A 14486-nucleotide genomic window follows, 5' to 3' on the forward strand; every position below is an offset into this window, starting at 1 on the left:
ACCCTATTAGCCGGTGCTTCGGCTTAAGAATATCTTACGATGCCGGCCTTCTTGTGGGATGCTGTTAAGGTTGCGATTCGTGAAAGGCATGACATGATCAGGGACGATACGGCGTGTCCGTCTTGCGGCAAACACAATCTTGCGCTCAAATACGCCCTCAATGATCAGGCTTATCATACCGCTAAATGTCGCGATTGTGGTTTCATTTTCATGCACCCCTATCCGTCGGATGCTTTTCTGCATGACTATTACAAGACCCGGTCGCTGTATAATTCGGGCAATGATGCCTCCAGCTATGACCGCGCTGTTGCTGACCGCACGGCCCTGATCACGGGCTTGCTGGCGCGGGGAGGGACGAAGCCTAACGGCCGTTCGGTTGATTTTGGCGCAGGGGTGGGCATAGCGGTGGCGGCACAAGCTGCGCTGGGGTTCGAGGCACTAGGAATCGAGACCAATCCTCAGGCACAGGCGGCTGGACATGAAGCTTTCGGTGTCGATATACGCGATTTGTCTCTTGAGGAGATGCCGCGCGATTTGAGCCTCTTCACCCTGTTTGAGGTTTTGGAGCACATTAAATATCCGCGTGAATTTATGGCGCAGGTGAGGACGCATATGGCGACCAGTGGAGCGGTTGCTGGCTCTGTACCCAACTACAATAGCTACGCGCGTTATCTTCGCGGCAAGGATTCCAACGCGTTGTACTGGCCGGAGCACGTCAATCAGTTCACCCGCGAGACCTTAACCCAAACCCTTGAAGGTGCAGGCTTTGAAGTGGTCTATGTCGGTTTTCCACCGCCGTATGGGGTAGTGATCGCCACCGGCTTGCGTGCCTGGCTGCGCAAGGTACTTCCGGAAGGGACTATTGTGTGCCGTGTTGTGGCCGCTATCACCTGGATTAAGAAATGCCTGATCTACCCTTTACCGAACAGTTTTGCCGAAAAGACGGGCCTGCTCGGGCACGGGCTGGTGTTTGTCGCGCGTGTCAGAGCTTAAAACGCTCAAACAGCGCCTGACGCATATCGTCCATAGCGGGTTTCCAGTCACCCAAATGCGGAGGGGTGAACAGGCGTGCACTGGGATACCAGGGATAATGCTCCGCACCGAGCCTGAGCCAGCTACCTGCGGGACTGAGCATCCAGGTCGAGACACCGCAGGCTGCCGCGATATTGCTCGTCGCGTTGGAAGGACCGAGAATGACATCGATGGCGGTGCACAGCGCCGCCAGATCGTCGAGATCGTCCTTGAGGTCTATGCCTTGAGGGGGATGGATGGACAGGCCTTCGGCAACAGCTTGCGCCAGTTCCTCACGGCAATCGCCGTATTGCAGATTGATGAAGGTGACGCCCTCAAGTTTGAGCACATCGCGCCATTGCTCAAAGGGTGTGAAATAGCGATCGCGCTGTGCGCCGCTTTTCAGGCTCTTCCACAAGATGCCGGCCTTGGGTTTGTCGCTGAGCGCGTTCAAATAGTCGCGCCAGTGCTCGACACGCTGCGGGTCGGGCTTAAGAAAGGTATTGGCGGTGGGGAAATCTTCAATCCTGTTGCGGTAAAGCGGCAGGAAATCGCCCATCAGGGCCCAGCCATCGGAGGCACCGGTATCCATATCTGGAAAACTGCGTTGCAAAACGCCATCGATTATCTGGGTGCGGTGTGCCCCGACGGAGGCTTGCGGGAAACTACGCTGGAAAAGCGGCACAAGACGTGGCTCGACACCCAGGCTCAGGTGGCCGTCTGGACCCAGGTCGCGTATCAGGTCGGGCAGAATTGAGGCGAAAAGTACTTCATCGCCAAGGCCTTGCTCGGCGCTGACGAATAGGTTGCGGCCTGCAAGCGGCTGATTTTCGCGCCAGCGCCTTGACCACAGACTATAGTGGACTTGCCGTGTCGTGCCATAGCGTTCGCGGCCTTCATAGGCGCGCCATCCCTCGGCGATACGGCCGGTCGCCAGCAAGGCCTGACCATAGGCGATTTGGGCCGAGGCGAGATTGTCCGGATCATGAAAAGCCGTGGCGCAGGCGGCCAGATCTTCCAGCCCCGCCGTCTTGTCGTCGCCATCCATCAGGGCGCAGCCCCGGTTGAAGCGCGCATGCAGATTGCCGGGTGTCAGACGCAGGGCTTCATTGAAGAAGGTCAGGGCATTGCTGATATCGCCCTGCGCCACCATGATGGAACCAATGCCTTCCCACAAAGCCAACTCTTCGGGTTTTTGTCCAAGCACGGTCTTGAGCACGTCGATGGCTTCATCGAATTTCGCCTGTTCGCGCAATGCGGCGGCGAAACTGGCAATGGTTTCGATGTCGTGCTGGCCGTGGGTGATCAGATGAGCGAGCAGTTTCTCGGCCATGGGCCACTGGTTGAGCCGGAAGGCCAGCGCGGCCAGACGGCCGGCGATATCGAGCGATTCCGGTGCCAGAGCCAATGCCAATTCGTAAGCTTCCAAGGCGCCGGGCAGGTTGAGTTCCGCTTCGGCGTTGGCGGCTTGCGCCATAAGGTCTTTAAGCGACATGGGGCTTATCGATAAAGACGTCGACAAGGGCGTCCCTGACCTGGTTCATCACCGGTGTCCAGTCGAGCAGCGAGTCCGAGAAGAAGACGCGGGTCGACGGGTACCATGGGAAATAGTCGGTGCCGAGACAGGTCCAGGAATTGGTTGGGGTGATCAGCCAGACCGTGGCGCCGGCGGCGCCGGCGATGTTGCTGGTGGCGTTGGCCGGGCAAAGAATGCAGTCCATGGCGCTGCATAGGGCTGACAGATCGTCGAGATCGTTCTTGAGGTCGATGCCAGGTGGCGTCCAGATATCCAACCCCATGTCCTTCGCCAGGGCCAGTTCTTCCGAGGTGTCGCCATATTGCAGATTTATGAACTGCACACCATCGAGCCGGAGGATATCTTCCCATTGCGCGAAAGGCGAATAGTAGCGGTCGCGGCGCGAATGCTTGATAAGGCTTTTCCACAACAGGCCAATTTTCGGCTTGTTGTTGAGTCCATTCAGGATGGCTTTCCAGTAGGCGACACGCTCGGGATCAGGCTTGAGGAAGGCATACGGAGCGCCTTCAGCGGTCGTGGTGGGGAAGTCATCTATGCTCAGGCGATAGCGTGGCAGGAAGTCACCCATGATCGACCAATAGTCATAGGTTTCCCAATGGATGATATCGGGGAACAGACGGACGGGCAGATTTTTGTGTTTGGTGGTGTGGTGCTTGACCACGGTGGCGCTTGGAAAGGCCTTTTGAAAGAGCGGCACCAGACGCGGTTCCACGCCAATACCAAGATGGCCGTCGTCACCAATCTCCGCCAGAAGATCTTCCAGAATATTGGCGAACAGGATCTCATCGCCAAGCCCTTGCTCGGCCGAGACGAAGATGCGCTTGCCCTTGACCGGCATGTCAGATTTCCAGCGCGGCCGATTGATGATGTGGTGGACCTTCTCGGAGGTGTCGTTCTTGTCGCGTGCCTCGTACCATTTCCAGCCTTCATTGAAATTCTGCAAATGCAGGTAACAGAAGGCAATGCTGAGTTTGCAGGTGTTGGTGTTGATCGGATCGTTAAACATCGGCAAGGCCGTAAGCAGGTCCTGCAGACCGGCTTCTACATCACCGGCCACAGCCTTGGCATTGCCGAGATTATAACGGGCATGTACATGGGTCGGGTTGTGGCGCAAGGCCTCTTCGTAGAAGATGATGGCGTTGGCCATGTCGCCCTGAGCGTTGACGATGGTGCCGAGGGCGTTCCACAACTGGGCGTCGTTAGGCGTCTCACCAATGGCGCCACGTAGTAACTCTATCGCCTCATCCAGTTTGTTGAGTTCCCTCATGGCGCTGGCGAGATTGTTGACAGCCTCGACATGGCCCGGGCTTTTTGCCAGAAAAAAGCGGAAGAATTTCTCCGCCAGTTCGTGCATGCCCATCTTGTAGGCGAGGCGCCCAAGATCGTTAGCGATGGCCGGATTTTCCGGCTGGAGCTTTAGCGCGGTCTCATAGCAGGTGATGGCGCTGGAAAAATCGTTGCACTTGTCACGCGATACCGCGAGGATATGCCAGGCTTCTGGTGATTTTTCATCAACATGCAGCGCTTTCAGCGCGCAGTCTCCGCCGCCTTGCCAATCGCCCTTACGGAAAAGCTCCAGTGCATCTTTCAAGAGATTAAGTGTATCGGTACGCTTGATGTGTTCGGTAGCGCTCAGCAGGATCTTCAGCGCTTCGGAGGATCCGGAATCGCCCAGAATCTGTGCTGCCGGATTAAAGACCTCCACCGGCTTAAAGGTGGGAATATCGTTGGGCACATGGATCGCCAGCGAGGCGGGGGCTGTGGACGCGCCGGTAGGAAAAATGGACAAACTGACGGGCGCCGCCGGTAAATTCTGGCCTGATTTCTTTTGCTGTTTTACGCGAAGCGACATGACTAGCTCCAAAGGCACTGACGTGCCATCCTGTAAACAGAGATTCGCCTGAAACATCCTAAAGAAATATGGGGGCCGGGGCAAAGCCATTCCTGTTTTGGGCCTGTACCGGAGCAGAAATGACCGGCAATCCAAGTCATTAAACCTGCTGTTAACTCGGCATGTGCAATAAAGACCCATGACGGGTTTGCGCGTGCCTGCAGATCCGAAGGAAAGAAAATGCCCTTAAAACTATCCTTGAAGCCTGGGGAAAAGTTCGTGCTGAACGGCGCCGTCGTGCAAAACGGCGATCGCCGCTGTTCGCTTGTCTTGCAGAACAAGGCTTCGGTGCTGCGCGAGAAAGACATTATGCAGGAGAGTGAAGTGACCTCTCCGGCTCGTCACGTCTATTTCCCGGTGATGATGATGTATCTCGATGAGGCGGGGGCCGACAAATATTACGATGAATTTCTGCGACGCATGTCGGAGTTCATGGGGGTGATCTCCAATCCGCTGATTTTGGCGGAATGTGTGACGGTCTCCAAGAGCCTGATGGCGCACGAATATTACAAGGCGCTTATGAGTTGCCGGCGTTTGATAGAGTACGAAGACGAAAGATTGGGACATGTCGCTTAAGGCGTACCAGACCACTGCGGCCCGTGCCGAAAATCCGCGTCAGACAGAATATCGTCTGTTTGGTCAGGTGACCCGCGCGCTGATGGAAGCGGAGCGCATGGACAAGAGTCAAATTCGCGAACGCATGGACGCGCTCGACTGGAACCGTCGCATGTGGTCAATGTTGGGGAATGATTGTTCGCTCTCGGGCAATGGATTGCCTGAGCAGGTGCGCGCCAATATTATTTCCCTGTCGATCTGGGTCAACAAGCATACCTCGCTGGTAATGCGGAACAAGGAAGAGATCGCGCCTCTCATTGACGTCAACCGCATCATTATGCAGGGCCTCGCTCCGGCGGAAAATGCGCAGCAAGGCATGAGTGCTGTTCGACAATCGGTGGGCTAAGCAGATCCGCCAAGTTATCTAGAAGCCCGGCGCCTTCCAGCGTCGGGCTTTTTTGTGCCTTGAACGCGGTGGCTCTGGGCAAACATGGCTAACGGGCGGTTAAAATTGCCGCATCGGCAGGTTTTGCCTAAGCGTTTGCTGCGCGGCTAGTTTTTGCAGCCTTGATTCGTGCTTAGGCAATCTAAAAATATCATGTAATTTCAAGTATTTGATTTAAATTTTGGGGTATCTTTTTATGGCCTCGACCTTGCTTTGTCAGGTGTAGCTAAAATAGCTGTGCGGCAAAAGCCGTTTAAATCTCCCCGACCAGAATGGAAAGGAAATCCGATGGCAAATGTATCGGTGAACACCAATGTTGGCGCAATGATCGCGCTGCAAAACCTTAACAAGACCAATTCCCAAATGGAGACCACTCAAAACCGCATCAATACCGGTTTGAAGGTGGCTTCGGCCAAGGACGACGGCGCGACCTTCGCGATCGCTCAGAGCCAGCGGGCTTCTGTTGCGTCCTTGGATGCTGTCAAGGACTCGCTGAGCAGGGCGACATCTTCGGTGGATGTGGCCATGTCGGCGGGTGAAAGCATTTCGGATATGCTCACCCAGATGAAGGAGAAAGCACTCTCAGCTTCTGATACCTCGTTGGATACCACCAGCCGGTCTGCGCTGAACACGGATTTTGAGGCCTTGCGTGACCAACTCACCAAGACCATGCAAAACGCCAAATTCAACGGCATCAACCTGATTGATGGCAGCCTTCCAGGTTTGGAAGCCCTGGCTAACGCCGATGGTACATCCAGACTGACGGTCGCGGCTCAAGATCTGAGCCTTGGCGGTGCGATTGTGACTCTCGGTACGACGGCCAGTTTCTCCACATCTTCTTCGGCTGGCGCACTGCTGACGACCATTGACAACTCGATCAACAATGTGTCGGCGGCGCTCGCCAAGATGGGGACGTCTTCTAAGTCTTTGGAGGCTCATTCGACCTTCATTGGTAAATTACAGGAACTCGATCACGGCTGGTATCGGCAATCTCGTGGACGCTGACCTGGCAAAAGAAAGTGCTAAGCTACAGTCACTGCAGACCAAGCAGCAACTGGGCGTTCAGGCTCTTTCCATCGCCAATCAGGCTCCGCAGCAGGTTCTCAGTCTGTTCAAGTAAACTCATAAGCCGGAGCGAGTTGACCGCTCGCTCCGGCCTACCTTTCCGTCGCCCTAAGCGGGGCGCGAAGAGCATTTATTTGCGGGCAAAATTTGCCGACCCGGCAAAAATTGCCGCAAGTGGGCAGAAAGTGCCTGGCAAAAGCAGGGTTAAAGCAAGTTTAAAATCAAACAATTCAATTCATTAGAGAATTTTCAAAAGGCCGCGCGCTTTGGCCTTCTTCTTGCAATCTTCGGATCAGGCAAAATGCCGCCGGCAGACAAAACGTCGCCGGTTAACATCTAGAAGAAAGACTAGACCGATGCCCGTGAATAGCGTCAACACCAATGCTGGTGCCCTCGTTGCCCTGCAAAATCTCAATAAAACCAACTCCGATCTGCAAACCGTTCAAAACCGCATCAACACCGGTTTGAAGGTTGGCAGCGCCAAGGATAACGGCGCGGCTTTCGCCATCGCCCAAAGCCAACGCGCGACCGTGTCGTCGCTCGATGCCGTTAAGGACTCGCTGTCACGTGCAACTTCGGTTGTCGATGTCGCTTCGTCCGCCGGCGAAGGCGTTTCGGACCTGTTGACCCAGATGAAGGAAAAGGCCCTGGCCGCTTCCGATACCTCACTGGATACGACAAGCCGTGACGCTCTGCAAAACGACTTCAACTCGATCCGCGACCAGATCACCAAGACTTCTGACCAACGCCTCCTTCAACGGTATCAACCTCGTTGATGGCAGCAAGACTGAGATCACGGCTCTGGCCAACGCCGACGGTACCAGCGTTCTTACGATCGCTGCCCAAAACATGTCGCTCGGCGGTTCGATCATCACCCTGGCGAGCGATGCTTCGTTTGCCACGGCTTCGTCGGCTGCTGCGTTGCTGACCACCCTTGACTCTTCGATCAATGCCGTTTCGGCCTCGCTTGCCAAGTTGGGTACCTCCGCCAAGGCGGTTGATAACCACTCGGAATTCGTCGGCAAGCTCCAGGATTCGATCACGACCGGTATCGGCAACCTTGTTGACGCCGATCTGGCCAAGGAAAGCGCCAAACTCCAAGCTCTGCAAACGAAGCAGCAACTCGGCGTTCAGGCTCTGTCCATTGCCAACCAGTCGACTTCGACCGTTCTCAGCCTCTTCCGCTAAGACTGAAGGGGAGGCGGGTCGTCAGGTCCGCCTCCCACTCATCAGCACAATCCCGATATAATCAGAGGGCGCTTAAGCGATTTATCGCCGGCGTATCATGGAGATGATCAATAATGTCTTGAGTTTTCCGCAGGTGAACAACGACGTCTCGCAGATCAAGCCTGCGCCGGACGTGCCTAAGGAAATCGCCAGTACAAGTTCGTCCGAGCATTCCAAAAACGACAGTCAGTCCGACCTTTCAAATGGCCAGAATTCAGGCAGCACGCCTGCTTATCTGTTGCGTCTGACGGTCGACAAGGATCCTAATACGGGTGACTGGGTCTATAAGGCTATCGATCGCTATACAGGTGAGGTGGTTCGCATCATGCCGCGCCAAGAGCTTGTAGAGATGAGAAAGTCGACGAGCTATAAGGCTGGTTCTGTAATTAATACAGACGCTTAAAGTTAAGTTCTAAGGTCTAAAATTCAACATATCCACCGTGCATTTGTGAATGCGCGGTAAAAGTCGTTTGCGCTTGTTAACCTTTTGCTTACCATAAACGTTAAGACTTTGCTGAGTTGGCGTTTTTATAGAAGGTATTTGGGCCAATGACAGTGAGCGTTCACACGAACTCCTCCGCAATGATTGCCTTACAGAATCTGAATGCAACCAACACAAAGCTGGAGGATGCACAACAGAAAATCAGCACGGGTCTGGCGGTATCCTCAGCGAAGGACAATGCATCCGTTTATGCTATTGCTCAAGGTCAGCGATCCGATCTGGGGGGGCTGAAAGCGGTTACGGACAGTCTGAATCGTGCGTCCTCGATTGCAGACGTTTCGCTGGCGGCGGGTGAGTCGGTATCAGACCTGCTCAATCAGTTGCGCGAAAAGGTGGTTGGCGCGATGGACAGTTCCATCGACACGACTTCGCGTAATGCGCTCAACAGTGATTTCAAAGCAATTCTGGGGCAGATCAGCCATGTCGTTGAAAATGCGACCTTCAACGGCTCGAACATCATCGACGGCTCGTTGCCGACCGCCATTCAATTTATCGCCAATGCGGATGCCAATTCGTCAATTACACTCAGCGTTCGCACCATCGCGCTCGGTGGTCCGATCATTACCATTTCTGCGGGTTCGGATATCTCCACCGCATCTGGCGCCTCGGCCCTGCTCAGCAAGCTTGACACTTCGATTGACAGCCTGAATGCTAATCTGGGCGCGCTCGGTTCGCAAGCGAAGCAGATTGAGGGGCATTTGAGCTTTGTCTCCAAGCTCCAGGACTCGATTACTGGCGGCATCGGAAACCTGGTTGACGCCGACATGGCTAAGGAAAGTTCACGTTTACAGGCGCTTCAGGTCCAGCAGCAACTGGGCACGCAAGCCCTGTCGATTGCCAACCAGTCGCCGCAGCAGATACTTTCTCTCTTCAAGTAGTGGCGCTCTTCAAGTAGGGCGTGCCAAAATTTGGCGAAAGGGGCGGACGAAAGTCCGCCTTTTTCATGCGTGAAGGCTTTGCTGTGTATGGGAAATGGCTCCCATTAATCGCGCGTATTAATGACTCTTAAGGACTATGAGGTGATACTGATCAGCTATACGTGATCTCCAGTCGAAAAGTCCTGAGTGTCTCTCCGTGTCCACCTCGTTCGATGCCTCACTGCTGACGAGCTATTATAATTCGAAATTGGGTATCACTACCCAGTCTTCGTCTTCGGGCGCGTCTGGGTCATCGAGCACTTCAAGCAAGACGCTTTCGCCGACCGGCATGGCCGATGCGCCGCGCGCGCCTTGGTCGGGCAGCACCAGCATGTTGTCGGAAAGCCAGTTGGTCACCAAGGTGTTGGCTGGGCAAAAGTTTATCAATTCTAATGCTGTCACCTCCAATGTTGCTGGCGCGTCGCCCGATTATACTAAGCTTTTCACGCTATATCAGGGCTTAAGTGCATTGGAAGGGCTTGCTGCCAAAGCGCAGGACAGCAAGACGTCCGCGCTCACTCTGGCGTCGGTTCAGCGGCGCTTTACCGCGGGCATGTCTGAGGTTAGCGACTACCTTTCCAACACAGACTACGATCACCTGTCTCTGAATGCCGGCACCCTGACCAGCGAGTTGAAGGGCACCGTAGGTACGGCGCGCACCGATACGGTCTATACCGGGCCGGCCATTCATAGCGGCTCGGCCACGACCGCGGTCAAGGCCTTTGAGGGCGACATCAAATTTTCAATGACCGTGAAGAAAATCGGTACGGCCACGCCCTTCAATGTCGATATCGATCTGTCGGAAATGGGTACGCAAACGCGCAGCATGTCGAACGTCGTGTCGTTCATTAATGGCAAGCTCAAGGATCAGGGTTTGCAAACCAAGTTTGTGGTCAACCGCACGGCGGCCGTGCCGACCACCAGCACGGTTAATGGCAAGACGGTTACGCTATCGGCAGGGCAGGATACGTTTGGCCTGCAGATCAAAGGCGTCACGACCGAAGCGCTGACCATGAGCGCCCCGGCCGTGGCGGATTCGGTTTATGTGGTTCAAACAACCGGCGATCCCACCGTCACGACGACCAAGAAGGCCAGCGACGGCACGAAGACAACGACGAACGCGGTGACCTCGCAGATTATCAAGTTCCAGACTGATACGTCCAGCACGGCCACACAGCCCGGTGATCCAATTTCAAAGGTCGGCGCACAATACTGGGTGGCGGGTGAGGCGGGGCAAACGGTACTGCCTGACACTGTGGCCAATGTGGACGCCAATGGCACCGCTGATGACACCATCGCTAATGCTTTGCAAACGGCAGCGGGGCCTGATGGTTCGCTCTATGTGCTTGCCAATGTCGACGATAAGACCGACGACCAGACGATCAAAGGCACGCAGGATGTCGCGCTGATCAAGTATGATTCGGCCGGCAAGATCGTTTTTACCCGCACGCTTGGTTCATCGGATACCGCGTCGGGCCTGGCTCTCGCGGTATCAAGCGACGGCAAGGTGGCGGTGACCGGATCGGTAACCGGTGCGCTCAATGTCGCCACGACCAAGACGACGACCTATGGCACAGGGGCAAATGCTGCCAGCAGTACATCGACAACGACGACAAGCCTGAATGGCGCCAACGACACGACGACGGACAGTTTTGTCACGGTCTACGATTCGGCTGGTGTCGAGCAATGGACTCAGCGGCGGGGCAGCAACGCTGCCGATGAAGCCACCTCAGTCACCTTCGCAGATGATGGCTCTGTCTATGTCGGTGGCAAGACCCAGGCCCTGATGCAGGGCGCCAGCGGTCAGGCCAATGGCGGCTGGGACGGCTATGTCATGGGGTTCACAGCCACTGGCGCGCACAAGTTCACGATCCAGACGGGGACGGCGCAAAGCGATACCGTGTCTCAGGTCATGACCGACGGCAACACGCTCTATGTGGCGGGTGTAGAGGCTGGTAACGCCACGCTGAAAAGCTATAGTCTGGGCTCGACCAGCACGACGGATGCCAAGGGTGTCACGACTACGAAATATACGGCGGCCCTCGGCACCTCGCGCGATCTCGGTGGTATTGGCGGCGGCACGATCAGCGGCATGTCGATCTATGACGGCAAGGTTTATCTCGGTGGCTCGACCGGATCGGGCGACCTGCTCAGCGCCACCGGCAACCACACCACCAACTATGCCGGAGGCTACGATGCCTTTGCGCTGTCGGTCGATAAGGATCTGAGCGCGACCGGTAATGACAAAATCGCCTTTTACGGCGGTACTGGCACGGAAAAGAATGCCAAGGTGCAGTTCGCCAATGGCAAGGCGTGGATATCGGGTTCAACCACTGGCGCTATCGACGGCACCACCAAGGTCAATGATACCGACGCCTATCTGGCGCGTCTGAACATCGAAAACGGTCAGGTTGAATACCAAACGCGCTACACAGGCACCAATGGTATGGTGACGCCTAACGCTATCGCGGTCTCGAAGGACTCGTCGAGCGTGCTGGATCGCCTGGGGCTTCCGCTTGGCAAGATCGAAACCACTGATTCTAAGCTGATCACGGCGGGCACCAGTGTCCGCACCGGCGATCAGTTTTATCTCGTGGATCCAAAGACCGGCGTGAAGAAGACCGTCACGATCGAAGCCAATGATACGCTGGAAAGCCTGGCTAAGAAGATTACCCGCGCCTCCGGTTACAAGCTGACGGCCGAGGTCAACAAGGTCACGGGCAAGGCGCTGGATCGCCTCGATATCGCCCCGACTAACAAGACGAGCCAGATGGAGATCGTCAGTGGTCCGGCGGGCAAGGATGCGCTTGAAGGTTTGGGCCTGGCCTCAGGCCTGATCACGAATGATGCCGGAAAGACCATGGATGCCTCATCCAGCAATTATCTTACCTCGCAAAAATCGATGGGACTGGAATTCGACACCTCGCTTAATCTCAATTCCACGGCCAATATCGCCAAGGCGCTTGAGACACTGAAAGACACCATGAAGAACGTTCAGAAGGCGTACAGCTATCTACGTTATGGTGATCCGCAGGAAAGCGATACCAAGAAAGCCGGAAAGTCCGGCGGCACGGTGCCGCAATACATGACCGATCAGATTTCCAATTATCAGGCGGCGCTGACGCGCCTGACCGGCGGCTCTTAAAGCCAGTCGTAAGTCGCCCGCGAACGCTTGACAGGCGCGGCGGAAAAGGGCCTTTACTATCCCTCTGTGATGCTCACAAAAAGGCATGATCCTTGAACCGATCTGCCATATTTTCGCAGCATCCTTATGGTTAAGGTGCGTGTCGGCAAGCTAGCCGGACGTCGTGAGGGGAGTTCTTCGAGTGAAGGATCAAAAGCGTTGGATCGCCATTGCTATTGGCGCAACGGTCGCCATTTTGGTCGGTATCGTGCTGGCCATGGGGCTATCGCGTGGCCACAAGGACGAAGAGAAGATGAACGATCAGCCGACGGGGCTGACCTTCACCGTAGCGGATCCTTCGCCATCCCTCGACGCCAAGAAGCCCTTGCGGTGTTACGTCAATGGCGCCTATGTCGGTGATCTGACCCTCGGTGACTGCGCCAAGAAGAACGGTGTGGCCGCGCAAAAGCTTGATGTTGGTGTCGATGACGCCGGCAACCTGACGGCCGCTCCCACGGCCTCGCTCGTGCCGGTGCCTGGTGCGCCCGCCAGCGCTATTGCCGGCGCAGAACCGGTGGATCCGGCGCAAGGCGCCGAAATCGTGCCGGATACACGCGCGGCTTCTGGCCCAACCGCCGCCTGCCTGCGTTTCAGCAGCAATTCGTGGAACCGGTTGTCGGATAATGTCACGCTTGGTCAGTGCGCCATTCTGTTGTTCGATCAGCGCTGCGTCACGCCAGGACAAGCCTCTTACGGCCGGTGGGGCAGCAAGACGCTGCGTCTGGTGCCGAAGCGCGTCGAGCAATCGGACGATAATGCCACCTTCAGGGCTCTGGTCGATCAGGGGCAGGGCTGTTCGGTGCCAATGGTGCGCTAGGCTTGACGTCTGCAGTTTTTCAAAGGGCGGGCCATGTGTCCGCCTTTTGTTTTTACGGCATATAGTCTTTACCAGAATTTTCTTGGTTCTGACTGGCGTATCGTGATTAAATCGCCTCCATACAAGGGCGGATGACAAGAGGATAAATCCATGCAGACCAAAGCAATTCTGGTGATGGGACTGGCTGCGGCCCTGACGGCCACCACCTTGAGCGGTTGCGCTGAAAGGGTGAGGGCGCCACGCGATCTTGGCACCTGTTACTTCATCGGCCACACCAACAAGGATGAGTACAAGTTCAACGTCGTCTCCAAGAATGAGCCTGACCTTGAACACTGCGCAGCGCGCCTTTACAATGTCCGTATGGACCTGTTGCGTACGGGAACTGCGGGCACCTTTACCGCCGGCAGCTATCAGGGCAATTTCCTGTTCCTCGATAACCACGAAATCCGTTATGCCCAGCGTTATGAGGGGCCGGCCTATCCGCTATTGGTCAAGGCGCCGGATGGCCGTCTGGTGGCGCCCGGTTCGGTCGTGCGCGAAGAGGACCTTCCTGACAAACAGGTAACGGTCGAGGTGCCCAAAAATCTGCCGAAAATGCCATCCGACGACAAGAAGTAACTATCTGTGGAAACTGCCGGCTGCTAAAGCGGGCTTTGCGTTGGCGGCCCTTCACATGGGCGGCAGAAGGCTCTAGTGTTAACTATTCGAACTCGCTGACAGGCGTGCTTGATTCGTCATGAATCGGTCGTGTGAACAAATGGGCGCGCAAAGCGTCTGGGATATATCGATCGGCCCGTGATGGTGGTGCGGTCAAAGATAAGGAACGAAGACAATGGCAGGCAGTGTCAATAAGGTCATTCTGGTAGGTAATCTCGGTAAGGACCCGGAAATCCGCACGCTCAATTCGGGCGACCGCGTCGCCAACCTGACGATCGCCACCTCGGAAACCTGGCGCGACAAGTCTTCGGGCGAGCGCAAGGAAAAGACGGAATGGCACCGCGTAGTGATCTTCAACGACAACCTGGCCAAGATCGCCGAGCAGTATCTGCGCAAGGGTTCGTCGGTTTACCTCGAAGGCTCGCTGCAAACGCGCAAATGGACGGATCAGCAAGGCGTTGAGAAATACTCGACCGAAGTCGTGCTGCAAAAGTTCAATGGCAACCTGACGCTCCTGGGTGGTCGTGGTGACAGCGGCGGTGGCGCTTCCTCCAGCGGCGGCTATGATCAATACGAAGATTCCTACGGTGGCGCACCGGCGTCTTCCGGTCCGAAGGCGTCCCCGGCCGGCGCTCCGCAAAACTTCGATCTCGACGACGAAATCCCGTTCTAAGGCCA

At 55.9% G+C, this 14486-nt stretch carries 11 protein-coding genes and 2 pseudogenes; 11 read left to right on the forward strand and 2 right to left on the reverse strand.

Annotation, left to right across the window (positions count from 1 at the left end; genetic code table 11):
* Positions 1-93: 93 nt before the first annotated feature.
* On the forward strand, positions 94-993 hold the full coding sequence (locus ABQ278_RS08390) for a class I SAM-dependent methyltransferase (RefSeq protein ID WP_349322084.1): 900 nt from the start codon (positions 94-96) through the stop codon (positions 991-993).
* Here the strand turns inward: ABQ278_RS08390 and ABQ278_RS08395 are convergent.
* On the reverse strand, positions 983-2506 hold the full coding sequence (locus tag ABQ278_RS08395; RefSeq protein WP_349322085.1) for a tetratricopeptide repeat protein: 1524 nt from the start codon (positions 2504-2506) through the stop codon (positions 983-985). The genes ABQ278_RS08390 and ABQ278_RS08395 overlap by 11 nt on opposite strands.
* A complete protein-coding gene (locus tag ABQ278_RS08400; protein ID WP_349322086.1) occupies positions 2496-4400 on the reverse strand; it encodes a tetratricopeptide repeat protein in 1905 nt (634 codons plus the stop codon). Before ABQ278_RS08400 ends, ABQ278_RS08395 begins: the two co-directional genes overlap by 11 nt.
* A gap of 219 nt (positions 4401-4619) precedes the next feature.
* Between ABQ278_RS08400 and flbT the strand changes: the two genes are divergently transcribed.
* The 10 genes and pseudogenes from flbT to ssb all read left to right on the forward strand — a co-directional run bounded on the left by flbT (position 4620) and on the right by ssb (position 14481).
* The gene (gene flbT / locus ABQ278_RS08405) at positions 4620-5015 is read left to right on the forward strand and encodes a flagellar biosynthesis repressor FlbT (protein ID WP_349322087.1); all 396 of its coding nucleotides are present in this window, start codon (positions 4620-4622) and stop codon (positions 5013-5015) included.
* Complete coding sequence (gene flaF / locus ABQ278_RS08410; RefSeq protein ID WP_349322088.1) at positions 5005-5400, forward strand: flagellar biosynthesis regulator FlaF; 396 nt, start codon at positions 5005-5007, stop codon at positions 5398-5400. Before flbT ends, flaF begins: the two co-directional genes overlap by 11 nt.
* Positions 5401-5727: 327 nt before the next feature.
* Positions 5728-6559, forward strand: a pseudogene (locus ABQ278_RS08415) (flagellin).
* 301 nt (positions 6560-6860) lie between these two features.
* Positions 6861-7692: pseudogene (locus ABQ278_RS08420) on the forward strand (flagellin).
* A gap of 97 nt (positions 7693-7789) precedes the next feature.
* Positions 7790-8134 (forward strand): flagellar biosynthesis protein FlaG, encoded by a 345-nt coding sequence (locus ABQ278_RS08425; RefSeq protein ID WP_349322089.1) that lies wholly within the window; start codon positions 7790-7792, stop codon positions 8132-8134.
* Between the two features lie 146 nt (positions 8135-8280).
* A complete protein-coding gene (locus tag ABQ278_RS08430; RefSeq protein ID WP_349322090.1) occupies positions 8281-9111 on the forward strand; it encodes a flagellin in 831 nt (276 codons plus the stop codon).
* Positions 9112-9307: 196 nt separating this feature from the next.
* Entirely contained in the window at positions 9308-12295 is a 2988-nt protein-coding gene (locus ABQ278_RS08435; protein ID WP_349322091.1) for a transcriptional regulator, read from the forward strand.
* Between the two features lie 181 nt (positions 12296-12476).
* Complete coding sequence (locus tag ABQ278_RS08440; protein ID WP_349322092.1) at positions 12477-13151, forward strand: hypothetical protein; 675 nt, start codon at positions 12477-12479, stop codon at positions 13149-13151.
* Between the two features lie 150 nt (positions 13152-13301).
* Positions 13302-13769 carry a hypothetical protein gene (locus ABQ278_RS08445; RefSeq protein WP_349322093.1) on the forward strand — a complete coding sequence of 156 codons (468 nt, stop codon included), beginning with the start codon at positions 13302-13304 and terminating at the stop codon, positions 13767-13769.
* 214 nt (positions 13770-13983) lie between these two features.
* On the forward strand, positions 13984-14481 hold the full coding sequence (ssb, locus tag ABQ278_RS08450; RefSeq protein WP_349322094.1) for a single-stranded DNA-binding protein: 498 nt from the start codon (positions 13984-13986) through the stop codon (positions 14479-14481).
* Positions 14482-14486 lie beyond the last annotated feature (5 nt).

Origin of the sequence: Asticcacaulis sp. MM231, from assembly GCF_964186625.1 — a bacterium.
Classification (GTDB): domain Bacteria; phylum Pseudomonadota; class Alphaproteobacteria; order Caulobacterales; family Caulobacteraceae; genus Asticcacaulis.

Excerpts from the sequence above, each read along its gene's own strand:
- ABQ278_RS08425 (WP_349322089.1), top strand. The coding sequence starts at position 7,790 with ATGGAGATGATCAATAATGTCTTGAGTTTTCCGCAGGTGAACAACGAC.
- ABQ278_RS08430 (WP_349322090.1), top strand. The coding sequence starts at position 8,281 with ATGACAGTGAGCGTTCACACGAACTCCTCCGCAATGATTGCCTTACAG.
- ABQ278_RS08400 (WP_349322086.1), bottom strand. The coding sequence starts at position 4,400 with ATGTCGCTTCGCGTAAAACAGCAAAAGAAATCAGGCCAGAATTTACCG.
- ABQ278_RS08445 (WP_349322093.1), top strand. The coding sequence starts at position 13,302 with ATGCAGACCAAAGCAATTCTGGTGATGGGACTGGCTGCGGCCCTGACG.
- ABQ278_RS08395 (WP_349322085.1), bottom strand. The coding sequence starts at position 2,506 with ATGTCGCTTAAAGACCTTATGGCGCAAGCCGCCAACGCCGAAGCGGAA.
- ABQ278_RS08390 (WP_349322084.1), top strand. The coding sequence starts at position 94 with ATGATCAGGGACGATACGGCGTGTCCGTCTTGCGGCAAACACAATCTT.
- flaF (WP_349322088.1), top strand. The coding sequence starts at position 5,005 with ATGTCGCTTAAGGCGTACCAGACCACTGCGGCCCGTGCCGAAAATCCG.
- flbT (WP_349322087.1), top strand. The coding sequence starts at position 4,620 with ATGCCCTTAAAACTATCCTTGAAGCCTGGGGAAAAGTTCGTGCTGAAC.
- ssb (WP_349322094.1), top strand. The coding sequence starts at position 13,984 with ATGGCAGGCAGTGTCAATAAGGTCATTCTGGTAGGTAATCTCGGTAAG.